The following is a 14,791-nucleotide window of genomic DNA, read 5'->3' as shown; positions in this document are numbered from 1 at the left end:
GGCCGCGATTTCACTTGTAACTGACACGGGTGTACCAGGTGTCGTCCAGGACGGCGTTGTTGATTTTCTTGAGCTCGCAGTATGCGAGTAGGTCGGACATGTCGTTGATGAATCCGTGGCCTTTGAAGTTCAAGGATGTGTTGCACAGGACGCCGTAGCCGGTTTGCTTGCGGAACGCGGACAGCAGCGGGGCGAGTGAGGACTCGTCGTCCGGGAACACTGTTTGGACACGCGCGGTCTGGTCGACGTGGGTGATCGCGGGCAGCGCATCGGTCGTCACCCGCGAGAAGTAGAGCATGTAGGGGTCCGCGATCGCGTCGTCGAACCATTTGTCGAGTTCGTCGCTGAGGCAGCACGGGGCGATGGGGCGGTACGGTTCGCGCTCTTTGATGGTGTTCAAGGTTGTCCGGCTTCGCGCCGCCAGGGGAGAGGCGAGAAGGGATCGGTGCCCCAGGGCGCGTGGGCCGATCTCGTAACGTCCCTGGACCCAGGCCAGGACTTCGTTGTGGGCCAGTAGCCGCGCCACCGCGGTCAGATCGACCGGTTGCGCCGCCCACCGAGTCGGGTCGGGGATGCTGTCGTGGCGGAACGGCGTTCCCGCGTACACCGACCAGTCGAGCTTGCACGGGTTGCCGAGGTGGGACATGGCATCCGCGACCGTGCCGATGGCGGAGCCCGAGTCGTTGGTACAGGGCGGCACGAAGACGGACGAGAACAGGCCGCTGTCGACCCAGCGCTTGTTCCACTCGCAGTTCAGACCGCAGCCGCCCGAGACGAGCAGCGGCAACCCTTGGGAGAACTCGGCTTCCGCGACCCGGTGGAATATGTCGAACAGCCGGTCGCTCAGGTACTGTGCCGCGTTGTGCAGGGTCGGGTCGTCAAGGCCACAATCGTGTAGCGGCGAGTCCGCGAAGTTCTTCTTGTCGAACGGGTACACCGTCCGACAGGTCAACAAGGCTTCGATGGTCGCGGCGGCTGGACGCGAGACCTTCGCCGCGTCACCGTACGCGGCCAGTGCCATGAGTTTGCCGGCGTCTTCGAACCGCGGATCTCTGCGGTCGAGAAACGTTGGATCCGCGAGGCCGAACAGTGCCGCGTACCGGGCTCCCGGCTCGGTCAACACGTGCCGCTTGATGATCTTCTTTCCGTGCTTCCGCCAGTGATAGAAGGCTCCGAGAACTCCTTCCCACACAAGTATCACACATTCCTCGATGGGTGCTTCAGGGCTCAACGCCGCGCTCATGAAGATGTGTGAGCGCTCATGGGACGAGGAGAAGAACGTGACTGGCCGGCCGAAGAACTTCGCCTCGCTCACCTCGACCGCGTCCAGACCGAAGTATCCGGCGGCGGCCTTGCCGTAATGGCCGGGAAGATGCTTGTCCCAGCCGCCCACGGCCAGGACGTCGGGCGGCTCGTCTGCCAGGAGCGCCGCATCCGCGAGCGTCAGTGCCGACAGGTCGCGGTACCGTTCGAATGATCCCTTTTCGCCTTCCAATGAGAAAACGAGGTCGTTTCCCCTGGCGAACGCGATGGAGCCGTCATGGTCCGGCTTCATTCCCAAGATGCGCATGGTGTATTCCTCCGTCACGAACCAGCCACCGCACCACGTCTGGGGACAGTTCGACGTCCAGCGCCTTGAGCGCGACGCGTAGTTCTGTCTCGGTGCGGGGGCCGATCACCGGGAACATGGACGCTGGCTGCGCGAGGACGAATGCCAGCGCGATGTTGATGGTCCGGGTGCCGGTCGCCGTCGCGGTGGCCTCGGCGCGGCGGCGGCGCTGCCGGTTGCGCTCGGTATCCCAGCAGCGGCGCATGTTCGGATCGAGCAGCCCGGGGTCGGTGTCCGAGAAGAATCCTCGTGCCTGGCTCGCCCAGGGCAGCAATGCGACCCCGCTTTGGCCGAGGGTCACGACGTCGTCCTCGTCGAACGCCACGCATCCCGGGTACAGCGGTTCGGCCATCTGGGCGAGCGAGAAGTGGTTACTCAGGGCGACAAAGCCCGCGGCTGCGGCGGCGCGCGCGTACGCGTTGACCGCCCGGAGCCTGGTGGTTGACCAGTTCGAACCGCCGTAAGCGCTGATTCGGCCTGCCGCGACTTGGGCCTCGAGGGCCTCGACCCATTCACTGACCGGCACTTGCGGGTTGTCGCGGTGCACCAGGTAGATGTCGATGCGATCGACGCCGAGCCTGTCGAGGGATACCGACAGTTCCTCAGCCACGCTCTCCGGGTCACAGCGAGGCGGGTGCGCACCTTTCCCGACCAGCACGGGAACGGACGAGTTCTTTCGTAGCCATTGTCCCACAACGGTTTCGCAGAGACCCTGGCCATATACGAACGCGGTGTCCAAGCATGTGCCGCCCTGCGCCGCGTACGAATCCAGCAGCGGTGCGGCCTGTTCGTACGAGCGCATCCCCGAGGTGCCAAGCACGATGCGGGAGATATCTCGGCGAATTCCTTGTATCGAACCGTACTTCACGGTCTTGTCAGCTCTCGTGTGCGTGATCGGTGGGCGTGGGCTCGCTGGCCTGCCGTGTCGTTCGAGCGTTGCCGCCGGTGTGGTGGACACACCGCACGCCGCCATGAACCCGCACTCGATAGCCGTGCTGTCGCATCGCGGTGCACAGCACCCCGTCCCAGCCGAGTTCCGTTTCCCAGTGGACGGTCACCGGTTGCCGTGACAGGACGGCATTGGCCCACATGGTGCAGGCGCCGCCCACGCATCCCACGTCCATCGGCTCCCTCGGCACCTCGTCCCACCGGATCGGCGAGCCCCATCCGCCGTCGTCCCGGCCGCCGCAGATGTAGTCGCTCGCGACCCGGTCCCAGATGGCCGAGATCGCCCCAAGAGGCCGTGAACGCGGGTCCGCGAACTCATCGCCGAGCAGGCGTACCGCTGACAGGGGCGGTGCGATGTCGTCCTCCAGGGTCAGCACCAGGTCCTCACGGACGCGCGGGAACACCGACGAGTACAGGCCAGCGACGTGAACGTTGCGACCGCGGTCGAGATACGACTGCCCTGGTGTCATCTGGTAGGGCTGTCCGGTGACGCCGACGTCGACATGGTTCAGGCCACGGGCGACAGCGATGCGCTCGCAGGCGGCGTAGACGTGCGCGGTGAACTCCCGGCTGCCGCTGTTGTCCACGACATACAAGGCGGTCTTCGCGGGCAGCTCGGCGTTGAGCAAAAAGTGCTCCCACCGCGCTGACGTCGAGTGCCGTCCGGCAAGAAGGGACACGATCCCCAGGGAACGCGCGTGCCACAGATCGTGACGTGGGTCGAGATCACCGGGGCCAGTGCTGAGCCGCGCGTTGTGTTGAACCGCCTGCCATCCGGCAGCCGTCACGTCCAGGGCGAGCGCGTAGTGCAGCAGCTCGGCGCAGCGGTGTGGCCAGCCGCCCGCGACCTCAACGGCGATGCGGCGCCACACGGCCGTGGAGAGGTCGACGTCGTTGGCCGTTCGCAGCAACCAATAGTCCGACGCCGAGTCGGCGTGGTGTAGCAGGCCGACAACGTCTGGCGCTGTACGGATCAGGTTCGCGGTGATGGCAACATACTGCGGCGGTAGGACCTGGCCCGCGCGAGTGACGATAGCCCACGGGGCGCGCGTTGCGCTGAACGCGGTGTCCAGCGCATCCGCTGGATGCGTCCCGTTTCCATGGACGACTGTCCAGCCCGGTGGTGCACCGCCGTCGGGTTGGACCACCACGTGTTCTCCAGGCGCCACGTTCTGGGAGGCGATGCTGTTGACCGTGTCGGCCAGGCGGGCGGATTCGTCACCGCGGCACAGGACGATCACCGCGATGTCGGGTGTGGCTGTCATGATCCTGTCCCCAGAAGGGACGCGCGAACCTTGGTGATCGCGGTGACGCAGTCCTGGAGGTCCTCCTGGCTGACGGCGGGATGGACCGGCAGGCTGAACGCGGTTCGCGCGCAGAGATCGGCTCGGGGGCAGTGCGGCGTGGCCGGGTTCGCGAAGATCGGCTGGTGGGTCAGCGGGATCGGGTACCGGCGTTGGGCCGGGATTCCTTCGTCGCGCAACGCGGTCACGAAGGCCGCCGCGTCGAGGCTGACCGTGTCGGTACCCAGCCTGCACACGTACTTCCACGGAGCGGGCCGGCAGTTCGACGCTGTTCGCGGGGCGGCGACGTCGGGCACCTCGGCGAGTGCTCGGGTGAGCCAGTCGGCGTTGGCCTGCCGGGCGGCGACATAGGCGTCGAGTTTGCCCACCTGCACAGTGCCGATGGCGGCCTGTATCGAGGTGAGGCGATAGTTGAAGCCCAGTTCGGCGTGGTGGTACAAGCCGGGTTGTCCAGCCGGCCGCATTCCGTGGTCACGCAGCGACCGCATCCGTCGGCTCAGCTCCGCGCTGTGCGTCAGCACCATCCCGCCTTCACCGCCGGTGGTCATCGTCTTGTCGTGCCAGAAACTGAAGCAGCCGACATCACCGATGGTTCCGACCAGTCTCTCGTCGCACCGCGCGCCATGGGCTTGAGCGGCGTCTTCGACCAGCGCGAGATCGAACCGGTGCGTCATCTTCCGCAACTCGACCAGCGGCGCCGGGTGGCCGTTGAGGTGCACGGCGATGATCGCGCGCGTCCGGTTCGTGACCTTCGATTCGGCGTCGACCGGATCCATGCAGTACGTGCCGAGATCTACGTCGACAAAAACAGGCCGAGCGCCGAGATATGTGATCGGAGTGGCCGATCCGACAAAGGTATAGGCGGGCACCAGTACTTCATCGCCCGGCCCTACACCCAATGCGGCAAGGGCGACGTGAATAGCGCTGGTGCCGGTGTTGACGGCAACCGCGTGCGGTACGCCGTGATACGCGGCGAAGGTGGATTCGAATTCGGCGACATGATGGGCGGAATTCTGGGAAAGCTCGTTGGCCAGGATGACCCTGGTCGCTGCCGCGGCTTCCTCATGACCAAGCTGCGGCCATACGGGAAAAGGTTTCGCGCGCACGGATACCATCGATTCTCCCCGGGGCTCACCTTAGCGTAGCGAAGCCGCAGGCAAGCGGCAATCATGCAAATGGGTAACGACCGGTCGACATCTTGGGTACCCGCGCCTGTCACACCAACAGCGCATTACGTTGCATGTTTTGATCAGTACTATGCGATGGTGGAGCGGTCGTTGGCCGCCGCTCGTGGGCCTTTGATGAAAGGACCTCGTTGTGGACCATCATTCGGGGGTTTCACGGCTGGATGTGTCCGTGGTCATTCCGGTGTACAACATGGGGCCGCAACTGCGCTTCACCCTCTCGGCATTGTGTTCGCAAACCGTGGAACCAGATCGGTACGAGGTGATCGTGGTCGACGACGCCTCACCACACGACGTACTGCGGGAATCGGCTGAGGTCATCGACAGGGTGCCTCGGTGCACGACCCTGCGGCGACGCACCGGTGGCTCGGCCGGAGCGGCCCGCAATCTCGGCGCCGCCCAGGCCATTGGTTCGGTACTGGTGTTCCTCGACGCCGACTGTGTCGCCGCCCCGGATCTGTTGGCGGCGCATCTCGCCGCGCAGCACGAGTCCAGTGTCGCCGCGTGCGGCAACACCTTCGCCAGGGAACTGACCCCGTCGGCGTGGTCGCTTCTGATGGGGGATCCGTGGCCGCTGCACGATCCGGTCGAGTTGATGGCACGGGCGCGGTCGGATCCGCGCCTCAGCGATGACCGGGCAACGGAGCTCAACGGCCGCCCGGAGGACACCGACTGGGCGTTCTTCTGGACGCAGAACGTCAGTGTCCGCCGCGATGATTTCCATCGTGTCGGCGGATTCTGCGAGCAGTTCCCCGGCAAGGGCGTGGAAGACATGGAGTTCGCGCTTCGCCTGCGCGACCACGGCGTGCCCACCGTTTTCCTGCCGGAAGCACAAGCCTTTCACCAACCCCATGACCGTGACCGGCTGGGTGACCTCATCCGCGACCGCCGCAACGACCACCTTATGCTGCGGCGGCACCCACGGCTGGAAGTCGAAGCCGTCTGCAGTTACGGCATCGGCAAGGCCCGCACAGTGTGGCCCGCGCTCCGACGCTTCGCCGCCAACCTCGACCCCGCGACGATCGACTGCGCCGAACTGTCGTCGCTGCCCGCGGTGCGTGACCTGCTGCGGGAAACCTCGCGGGTCGCGGTCATCGGGGCGGCCGGAAGTTGGCCGACCGAGCTGCCGCCACCCGCGCGGATCATCGGTCCGGTCCAGCCGGATCCTGGTTCGCCCGATCACATGCCACTGATGGGCACGCGGCTCCCGTTCGACGACAACACATTCGACCTCGTGCTGATCACGAAATACTGGCGGCTACTTCCGGTGCCGACACTATGCCGCGTACTCGACGAAGCAGTTCGATGCGGACGACGGACGATCATGCTCGACTCACCCGCCGAACACGCACGCGGTTCATCCGCGGCGGATCTCGCGGCCGTACTGCACGATGCGGGCCAGCCCTTCTGGGAATTCAGCTTCCCGCTCCGGCGAGAACTACATCAGTTCCACTTCGAGCGCTTCGATCAGGCAGCTCACATGGCTGACAGAGCACTGGACGTCCGCCTCCTTCCCTGGCCTGTCCGGCCCTTCAGCGAGGTGTTGAGTTGATTCACCCCGGTATGTGACACGACGAGCCGCGCGACTCGACGGCTCAAAGGGACGGCGAGAATGACACCTCACCCCACCACTCAAACTCGTCCGCACCAGGAGAAACGAGCGTCAAATCGCTTGCTGAACATTCGGGAGTTCGAGGCAGGTGCCACCCAGCTGCGCAGTATGCCCCGCGTGTTGTTCCTTGAGCTGACCGAAAACTGCAACTTGTCCTGCCCGATGTGCCGGGCCGCCGGACCGTACGACCGGTCGAAGAACATGAGCCAGGAGATCTTCGACCGGGTCGTGGCCGACCTGTTTCCAGCGGCGGAGATCGTCGATCTCCGCGGCTGGGGCGAAAGCACCATCCTGAAGACGTTCCCGCAGGCGGTCGACCGGACGATCGAGGCGGGCTGCCGCATCCGACTGGTCACCAACCTCACCGTGCCCAACGAAGCCCTCTGGCGCAGGCTGGTGCGCCACCACGCGCTGATCCTGGTCTCGTTCGACGCCGCCCGAGCGGACACCTTCGCAACGCTCCGTCGTGGCGCCAAGTTGGCCGTCGTACTCCGCAATCTCGAGGTCATGGTCGACGAAGCCCGTCGCAGTGGTGTGCCCGTCGACACGATCAGGCTCAACGTCGTCGTGCAACCGCAGGCTATCCCGGAGCTCCCGGACATCGTGCGCATTGCCGCCGATCTCGGCCTGAGCCATATCCAACTGAACCCACTGACGGTGGCCGAGGAATCCCCGGATCATCTGTCCCGCCATCGCCCGCCGCTGGCCCGCGCCCTTCGAGACGCGACACAGGTCGCCGCCGAACGGGGGGTGACGATCCAGCTCGACGCGGCACTGGACGAGTCATGGGCCGACCAGACGCACGCGGCCAAGCGATGCACCCATCCGTGGATGTACTGCTACATCAACTACCGCGGGCAGGTGGGCTTCTGCGATCACCTCATCGGCAGTCCGGCCAGCGGCTATCTGCTCGGTGACCTGACCACGACATCGTTCCAGGACATCTGGAACGGCGCGGCGTACCAGCGCCTGCGGGCCGAACACGTGCATTGGGAGCAGCAGCTCAGCGCGCGCTTCGAGGAATGCAACTGGTGCTATCGAAACCGCTACGTCGACGTTGACGACCGCACCTATCCGCCCTATGGCGAGCATGTGGTCAGGCTGACCACGGCGACCTGTCCCGCGGTCGGGGCCCACGACGTCCCGGCGTCCGCACCGCAAGGACGGCGACTGCTTCCCATGCTTCCCCTCGATCGACGCACGAAACGACTCGGCGGCACGTCCGCCGGGTAGCGGGGTCGGATGGACGGCACCAGAAGGAGACCTCCCATGGCCGGAGCACCGGCGGACCGCACGCGTGGCTGTCCCGCCTGGCCCAGCACCGACATTCAGTCCTACCGGCATGTGATGTCCGCACTGCTCAGTGGAAGGCTGGCGGTCAGCGGAGCGAAGAGCAGGTGGCCGAGCCGCGGCGCTTTGGCCGCGGCTTGCCTCGCGCAGGCGCTCGGGCGCCGCCATGCCGTGCTCACCACGAACGGCTCCAGCGCCATCGTCGTGGCGCTCCATGCTCTCGGCATCGGCCCCGGTGATGTCGTCTTGATGCCCGCGACCACCTGGGTGAGTTGCGCCACGGCGGTGTTCCGGGTTGGTGCCGAACCGAGGTACTTCGACGCCACCGCCGACTCCCCGTGCGGCCCGGTCCCGGACCTGGCGGCGCCGCCCGCCGCGATCCTCGCCATTCACCTGTACGCGCAGTACTTCGACGTCGCCGCCGCCCGGGCACGCTTTCCCGGCGTCCCCATCATCGAGGACGCGTCACACAATCACCAGGGGGTGACGCGGGCCGGAGACCGAATCGGCACGCTGGGGGATCTGACGATCATCAGCTTGCAAGCGACCAAGGTGCTGACATGCGGTGAGGGAGGCGCGGTCCTGACTGACGATGACGCCATGGCCGGGCGGCTCGAGTCGTTGGTGATGGACTCCCGGCGTCGAGCCCACATCGTTTCGCCGACCGCGTCGACCGAACTGGAGCCCGCGCTGTTGCTGCATGGCGCCAACCACGCGCTGCCAGAACTCAGCGCGGCGTTGTTGCTGGATCAGATCGAGCGCTTGCCCGCCCAGTTGGCCACCCGCAGTCACGGGGCGCAGACGTTGGTCAACGAGCTGAGCGGGTCGTCGTGGACCACGGCCGCGGACCAGCACGCCATCCACTCGGGCGGCTTCTACGGCCTGGTGTTGCGCATCCCAGACGGAGCCGGTTCACCGCAACGGGTGATCGAGCAGGTTGAGCGGCGACTCGGTCTGGTGCTCGACCAGGTATACCCGCCCGTACCCGAGGGCCCGTTATATCGACCAGGAACGATCGCGCAGTACGCCGCGTTCGCCAACACCGAGCACGGCGACTTCCCCCAGTCCCGGTACTGGCATGAGAACACCGTCGTCGTACCGCACCACGTCTTCCTCGGCGACGAGAGCACGCTGCACGCGCTCGCCGGCACGCTTCGCCCGATGCCCGCGGCTCAGCACCAGGTCCACCACGGCCCGTCAGCTGGTTCTCGACGCACGGTCGACGTCGTCATCGTCACGCGCGGTACCGACCAAGAAGGACTCGACGGGGCCTTGGCCAGCGTGGCGAGGCAGGACACATCCGCCGCGGTGACGGTCACGATCTGGGTCGACGGGGGTGACCTACCCGTCCTCGACACGACGTTCGGTCTGAACACCCGCACGATCCGGGTGACCGACGCGTCGCTGCTGCCCACCACACCCTTCGAGCGCCTGGCCACACTGCGAAAACTGGCCGTGCAACTGTGCGAGGGCGACTATGTGGCTTTCCTCGACGACGACAACGAATGGGAAACCGACCACCTCGAGTCCTTGCTCCGGCACGTGGAACAAGGCTTCCCCGCAGCGCACTCCTGGCGCCGGCTGCTGGACCGTGACGGGACACCGACCAAGGTGGACCGGTTCCCATGGCTGGCCCCCGGCCCCGCCGCCACCGAACGGTTCGAGGAACTCATCCGAGGTGGGATCATGGCACGCGACAGCGCGGTCGTGCGCGACAGGGTGACCTGGGATCGCGGATCCCATCGCCCTGCCATGGTCGACATCGGCGAATGGCTGTTCGACAGGTCACTTCTGCAGACGCTCGAACAGCGGCTCACCAGAACCCCCGGCGAGGTCGCCGCCCGCGTCGGCGAGGACGATCGCCTGCTCGAGCAGTTGATCGCCCTCGGCGTGCCCGTCGCCTGCACGGAGCGGCCAACCCTCCGTTACCGTCTCGGCGGTATGTCCACACCGGAATACGCCACGACGCCCGCACACAGCCGGACAATTCCCACCGGTTAGGCAAGGAGAACACCATGCCGAAAACGGTCGTCGTGACGGGGGGTGCCGGCTTCCTCGGCTCGCACATATGCGAACGCCTGCTCGCCCAGGGCATCCACGTGTGGTGCGTGGACAATTTCCTCACCGGATCGCCGCACAACGTCGACCACCTGGTCGACGATCCTGCCTTCCACCTCATGCGCCACGATGTCAGCGAGCCACTGGACATCGCCAGGCCGCACCTTGACGCCGTGCTGCACTTCGCCTCCCCAGCTTCCCCGGCCGATTATCTGCGCTGTCCGATCCAGACACTGCAGGCGGGCTCACGAGGCACTTTTCAGGCTCTCGAGCTGGCCCGCCACACCCAGGCGCGCTTCGTCCTCGCCTCGACCTCGGAAGTGTATGGCGACCCCCACGTCCATCCGCAGAAGGAGACCTACTGGGGCAACGTCAACCCGATCGGCCCGCGGAGCGTCTACGACGAAGCCAAAAGGTTCGCCGAGGCCGCCACCACCGCCTACCGGCGAACCTACGGCACGGATTGCGGAATCGTACGGATTTTCAACACTTTCGGCCCGCGGATGCACCCGAACGACGGTCGAGCGATCCCCACGTTCATCGCTCAGGCGGTGACGGGTCAGCCCATCACCGTCACCGGCGACGGCACCCAAACCCGGTCAATCTGCTACGTCGACGATCTGGTCAGCGGAGTGCTCAGCTACATGCGCTCCACCATCGCCACACCGGTCAACCTCGGCAATCCCCACGAGCTGACCATACTCGAACTCGCCAGGAGGATTCGCCACCTGGCCGACTCCACCTCCCCGATCACGTTCATCCCGCTGCCCGAAGACGACCCGCGTCGACGGAGACCCGATATCACCCGCGCCAAGGTCGCGCTGGGTTGGCAGCCCGACACCCCGATCGACGAGGCCCTCAACAGAACCATCAGCTGGTTCCGCCAACGATCGACGACGACCGCTTCGCCAATATTCACTCCGCAGGCTCAAGGTCACCCGATCCGCTAGCGCGTGTGGCTTCGACGCCGTGGTGCACAGTCACTACCGTGTAGTGACTGTGCTCGCCGTGGTCTGTGGAGGTCGATCCCTGTGTGCTCTGCCGAACTGACGGCTACTGCGGAGACAGTGGACCACCTCTGTCGGCGATACGGCTTTCCAACGCGACATGCGCGACTGACACCAACAGTACGCGGCGCCAACGGACGGATTTGGCGGTTGGACACCACTGACACGCGTTATGCGGTCAAAGAACTGTTCTGGGAACATGATGTGCGCCCAGAAGCCATCCCACACGAGGTGGCGTTCCGCAACGCCACCGTTCGCAACGGTGTCCGGTCACCCGCAAGCATCCCCAATGTCGACGGCTCCTACCTCACCCGCCTGGGCAACGTGCTGGTACGGCTGTACACCTGGGTGGACGGGCACCCCATCACGACCCCGTCAAACGCCGCGAGCTGGGTCGGACGCACCCTCGCGCAAATGCACGTCCTCCACTACCCGGCCACAGGTCCACACGACCACTGGTTCGACCGCTGCCCATCCAGCCAGGAGTGGCGACAACTCGCACGTGACGCCACCACCGCACAGGCAGTCTGGGCCCCCCAGCTGGCTCAAGCCCTGCCACTCGTCGACGAGCTTTCCATCCTGGTCACGCCCGTTGCGACGGACGAGCTCATCACCTGCCACCTCGACCTGCACCCCTCGAATGTCCTCCTCAACGACAACCAGGAGCTCGTCCTGCTCGACTGGGACAACACCGGCAACGGCTCGGCGGAGCGCGAGCTGGCGTCGGCGCTGATGGCCTGGCACGTCCACAATGGTCGCCCGAACGACGCGGCAGTACTGGCCACGGTCAAGGCGTACCGCGCCGCGGGCGGGCAAGCATCCATCACCGGAACACACTCGTTCGGCACCCATCTGGCGACCTCACTCAACTACATCCACGTCTGGGCGGACACGATAAGAGCGAGCTCCGCCAGCGCCGAACACCTGGACTTCGCCAACCGGCAGGTGACACAAGGACTGAATCGCCTACCCACCCCGCAACTCCTCACCAGCCTGGCCGAGCTGGCCGGCCGATAGGGCCGCTCTGTCCCACTCGTAAGATCCTGCGCGCGTGTCAGTGGCTGGACATCGTCTCCATGGAAAGGTACGTGTGCGCCGCCCAGGACGTGGCGTCCTTGGCGAAGTGCCGTTGCGGCGCGTTGTCGTTCAGGGCGTTGTCCAGGGCAGCCATGATCATCGACTGGTCGAGCACGAGCCGGCGATGGCCGACCGACCCGGTCACCGGGTTGACGGCGTCGTAGAAACCGCCGTCGTGGGTGTAGATGTCCGGATAGAGTGTCCGCAGCCGCTGGATGTTCGCGTACGCCTGTTGCGGCAGAACGGAAAGAGCGAGGAACGACGCGTGCGGGGTGGCCGTCGTCTCGGTGGCGCACGTCGAGCACTGGGCGAGACGCTGCCCCACAGGCAAGGCGAGGCCCGCGGCTGCGAAGCCGCCGTAGCCTCCGGTGTCGTCAGCGGTGCTGGACGGTGACATACCCCATACGGGATAGCCGAGTGTCTCCGTCGTGTACTTGATCTGTACCTGTGCGTGGATCAACAGACCGTCCTTAGTGTGGAGTCCGCAGGTACGGCCCCATGTCATCAATTGGGCGCCCACTCGGGTGCGCACGTCCCGGGACGCGATCGCGAGCGTCCGGTGGTCCGCGGACCGCACCCGGCGTTCCAGGGTGTCGTTGACCAGCAGCAGCACCTGCCGGTCGGTCTCCATCAGGTGCCGGAACGCCTTGGCAGGGACGTGAAGGGCGGATCCGTCGACGTGCGCGATCACGCTCGCGCTGCGGGGCTGGCCGCTCATCACGCCCATCTCGCCGATCAGCTCGCCCGCGCCGTAGAACCCGAGAATCGACTCCGCCCCGTTCGCCGCGCCCAGCACAACTTTGACTGCGCCAGACTCGATCAGCAGCACGTCGTCGCTGGGTGCGCCTGGACGTATCAGGTGTTGTCCACGCGTGAACGACCGTGACTGACCGATCTGCTGAAGTGACTCACGGGCGCCCATGGCCCCCAATGCTGGTGAGCCGGCCAGCCTGCGAACAGGGTGGTCACTCGCGTGGAGCAGCCGCCGACCGTTGTCGACAGACTCCCAGGCGCTGAGCTGTAGCGCGTGCTGGTGAACCCGATCGGCGTCCTGTCTCGGGCTGAGCTTCCACACCGCGACGGAGATCAGCCTGCTTGTGTTCGCGGGCAGCGTGCCGGAACTGTGGCCTCACATCCGGCAGGATCAGGCGGGCAGCCGCCTCAGCCTTAGAACTCCTAACAGAGTGAGAGGTTTCGGAGACGTCGCCCGCAGATGATTGCGCATGCAAGGCGAAGGAAGGCTTCGTGGATGTCGTTGCGGATCTCCCAGCGGATACGGAGCCAGCGGAACCAACAGGGCGAGACTCTGCTCGACCACCCAGGGGTAGACACCGAGGCCGGAGCTGTGCTGCTGGCCGCGGCCAGTCGCACCCGGTCACCGGAGCGGGAGGCCGCAGCGGTGGCGCAGTACCGCGGGGGTGGTGACGTAGGACTTGCGGCCGAGGCTGAACATGCCAGCCGGGTCACGGCGGGACTATGACCGCGTCCGGCGTGCCAGTGACGGCCATTTCATGAAGTAGTGGGCGACACCTGCCCGTAGAAGCACGGAAGTGCCTGTCCTGCACGGCATGCTTGGGATTGCGAAGTCATAACTAACACCGTGTGGGAAGGCACTCCGTTGGTGAAGAGTAACTCAGGTTCGACTCTGGTTGTTGATCCGGTGCGCGAGTGGCTGGTCTCGTCCTCGGGTGGGGGCGTTGTTGCGACAGACGGTCCGGATCTCGGGAGTGCAGCGGGCGTTGTCGGTCGCCCTCGCGCCATGGCGTGGCCGGCGCGCAACGCATGATCCGGGCAAGATCGTCTGTGATGTTGCGGCCATGGTGGCGCTGGGTGGTGACGGTTTGGCCGACCTAGCGGTGGTCAGGGCGCAGCCGGAGATCTTCGGTCCAGTGGCCAGTGATCCGACGGTGTCGCGGCTGGTCAGTGCGCTTGCCGTCGATGTCGATGCCGTGTTGCCGGTGATCCGCTCCGCCCGGGCGCAGGCGCGGACGGCGGTGTGGGCACGGCGGCGACCGCTGGCCGGCAGTCCGGGCAGCCGCGACGGTGGTCAGGTGATCGTGGACATCGACGCGACGTTGGTGGCCGCGCACTCCGACAAGGAACAGGCCTCGCCAACACACAAGCGGGGTTTCGGGTTCGCGCCGATGTGCACGTTCGTCGACCACGGCCAGTACGGGACCGGGGAGACGCTGATCGCCCAGTTACGTCCGGGAAACGCCTCGCCGTGGAACAAACGGGATCACATCGAGACACTCGACCTGGCGCTGGCTCAGCTGCCCGAGCAGGAACGGCTCGATCAGCGTGGGCTGCGTGCGCCGAGGCCGTCCCGGCTTACGTTCTCCGGACAAGTAGGCCCGAACGGTCTTGCGATCAATGCCCAGGTGCCGAGCGATCGCCGAGATTGACCAGCCCTGCTGACGCAATGCATGCGCCTGCACGTCTTCCTCCAGAGACAGCATCCGGCCCCTCCAGCGACGGTCCACGGTGACCAACACCGCGAACTCTCACCCGAGAGGCCCCTGACCAGCGCAAACGACACGCCGGAGTGGACACTCACCTGGGGAAGTTGATGTAGCAGCACTGAGGAGAATCAAGGTCCTGTCGCTGATTGCGTGATCAACTTCCTTGGATCCGGTGTGAACGCCGCCTCACCGGTCTGCGATGATGATCTTGGTGTGATCATGGGTGGTTAGCGGACCTGT

The 14,791-nt window shown here is 65.8% G+C and carries 11 protein-coding genes and 1 pseudogene; 6 read left to right on the top strand and 6 right to left on the bottom strand.

The window, feature by feature from the left end; all coding sequences use genetic code 11:
- Window positions 1-10: 10 nt before the first annotated feature.
- From EV192_RS18050 to EV192_RS18035, 4 genes are read right to left on the bottom strand one after another with little or no spacing between them, the layout of a single operon-like run.
- Window positions 11-1,570 (bottom strand): carbamoyltransferase C-terminal domain-containing protein, encoded by a 1,560-nt coding sequence (locus EV192_RS18050; RefSeq protein ID WP_132116649.1) that lies wholly within the window; start codon window positions 1,568-1,570, stop codon window positions 11-13.
- Window positions 1,539-2,582, bottom strand: a complete 1,044-nt coding sequence (locus EV192_RS18045) for an aldo/keto reductase (protein ID WP_132116647.1) — start codon at window positions 2,580-2,582, stop codon at window positions 1,539-1,541. Before EV192_RS18045 ends, EV192_RS18050 begins: the two co-directional genes overlap by 32 nt.
- Window positions 2,485-3,822, bottom strand: a complete 1,338-nt coding sequence (locus EV192_RS18040) for a glycosyltransferase family 2 protein (protein WP_132116645.1) — start codon at window positions 3,820-3,822, stop codon at window positions 2,485-2,487. Before EV192_RS18040 ends, EV192_RS18045 begins: the two co-directional genes overlap by 98 nt.
- Entirely contained in the window at window positions 3,819-4,976 is a 1,158-nt protein-coding gene (locus tag EV192_RS18035) for a DegT/DnrJ/EryC1/StrS family aminotransferase (RefSeq protein ID WP_132116643.1), read from the bottom strand. The genes EV192_RS18040 and EV192_RS18035 overlap by 4 nt, the downstream gene beginning before the upstream one ends.
- Before the next feature lie 202 nt (window positions 4,977-5,178).
- On the opposite strand from EV192_RS18035, the gene EV192_RS18030 reads away from it, so the two are divergent.
- The 5 genes from EV192_RS18030 (at window position 5,179) to EV192_RS18010 (ending at window position 12,029) form a co-directional block, all read left to right on the top strand.
- Complete coding sequence (locus EV192_RS18030; RefSeq protein WP_132116641.1) at window positions 5,179-6,597, top strand: glycosyltransferase family 2 protein; 1,419 nt, start codon at window positions 5,179-5,181, stop codon at window positions 6,595-6,597.
- Between the two features lie 120 nt (window positions 6,598-6,717).
- Complete coding sequence (locus EV192_RS18025; RefSeq protein WP_207926103.1) at window positions 6,718-7,890, top strand: SPASM domain-containing protein; 1,173 nt, start codon at window positions 6,718-6,720, stop codon at window positions 7,888-7,890.
- 36 nt (window positions 7,891-7,926) lie between these two features.
- A complete protein-coding gene (locus EV192_RS18020; RefSeq protein WP_165960439.1) occupies window positions 7,927-9,948 on the top strand; it encodes an aminotransferase class I/II-fold pyridoxal phosphate-dependent enzyme in 2,022 nt (673 codons plus the stop codon).
- A gap of 14 nt (window positions 9,949-9,962) precedes the next feature.
- A complete protein-coding gene (locus EV192_RS18015; protein WP_132116635.1) occupies window positions 9,963-10,955 on the top strand; it encodes a UDP-glucuronic acid decarboxylase family protein in 993 nt (330 codons plus the stop codon).
- Between the two features lie 3 nt (window positions 10,956-10,958).
- The gene (locus EV192_RS18010) at window positions 10,959-12,029 is read left to right on the top strand and encodes a phosphotransferase (RefSeq protein WP_132116633.1); all 1,071 of its coding nucleotides are present in this window, start codon (window positions 10,959-10,961) and stop codon (window positions 12,027-12,029) included.
- 37 nt (window positions 12,030-12,066) lie between these two features.
- Here EV192_RS18010 and EV192_RS18005 read toward each other — a convergent pair whose 3' ends face one another.
- On the bottom strand, window positions 12,067-13,011 hold the full coding sequence (locus EV192_RS18005) for a cyclic nucleotide-binding domain-containing protein (RefSeq protein ID WP_132116631.1): 945 nt from the start codon (window positions 13,009-13,011) through the stop codon (window positions 12,067-12,069).
- A 699-nt stretch (window positions 13,012-13,710) separates the two neighbouring features.
- Here EV192_RS18005 and EV192_RS55815 point away from each other — a divergent pair.
- A pseudogene (locus EV192_RS55815) lies at window positions 13,711-14,380 on the top strand (transposase); the annotation flags it as partial.
- On the opposite strand, the gene EV192_RS55810 reads toward EV192_RS55815, so the two are convergent.
- A complete protein-coding gene (locus EV192_RS55810) occupies window positions 14,291-14,548 on the bottom strand; it encodes a terminase gpP N-terminus-related DNA-binding protein (RefSeq protein WP_243726904.1) in 258 nt (85 codons plus the stop codon). The pseudogene EV192_RS55815 and the gene EV192_RS55810 sit on opposite strands and share 90 nt — an antisense overlap.
- Between the last annotated feature and the right edge of the window lie 243 nt (window positions 14,549-14,791).

The sequence above is a fragment of the Actinocrispum wychmicini genome (assembly GCF_004345645.1).
In the GTDB taxonomy this organism is placed as follows: domain Bacteria; phylum Actinomycetota; class Actinomycetes; order Mycobacteriales; family Pseudonocardiaceae; genus Kibdelosporangium; species Kibdelosporangium wychmicini.
The sequence above is the reverse complement of the archived record's forward strand: the minus strand, read 5'-3'. Positions and strand labels throughout refer to the sequence as shown.

What these genes read in the sequence shown, in the direction of transcription:
- EV192_RS18005 (WP_132116631.1), bottom strand. Translation starts at nt 13,011, where the DNA reads ATGGGCGCCCGTGAGTCACTTCAGCAGATCGGTCAGTCACGGTCGTTC.
- EV192_RS18045 (WP_132116647.1), bottom strand. Translation starts at nt 2,582, where the DNA reads ATGGCGGCGTGCGGTGTGTCCACCACACCGGCGGCAACGCTCGAACGA.
- EV192_RS18035 (WP_132116643.1), bottom strand. Translation starts at nt 4,976, where the DNA reads ATGGTATCCGTGCGCGCGAAACCTTTTCCCGTATGGCCGCAGCTTGGT.
- EV192_RS18015 (WP_132116635.1), top strand. Translation starts at nt 9,963, where the DNA reads ATGCCGAAAACGGTCGTCGTGACGGGGGGTGCCGGCTTCCTCGGCTCG.
- EV192_RS18050 (WP_132116649.1), bottom strand. Translation starts at nt 1,570, where the DNA reads ATGCGCATCTTGGGAATGAAGCCGGACCATGACGGCTCCATCGCGTTC.
- EV192_RS18020 (WP_165960439.1), top strand. Translation starts at nt 7,927, where the DNA reads ATGGCCGGAGCACCGGCGGACCGCACGCGTGGCTGTCCCGCCTGGCCC.
- EV192_RS55810 (WP_243726904.1), bottom strand. Translation starts at nt 14,548, where the DNA reads ATGCTGTCTCTGGAGGAAGACGTGCAGGCGCATGCATTGCGTCAGCAG.
- EV192_RS18040 (WP_132116645.1), bottom strand. Translation starts at nt 3,822, where the DNA reads ATGACAGCCACACCCGACATCGCGGTGATCGTCCTGTGCCGCGGTGAC.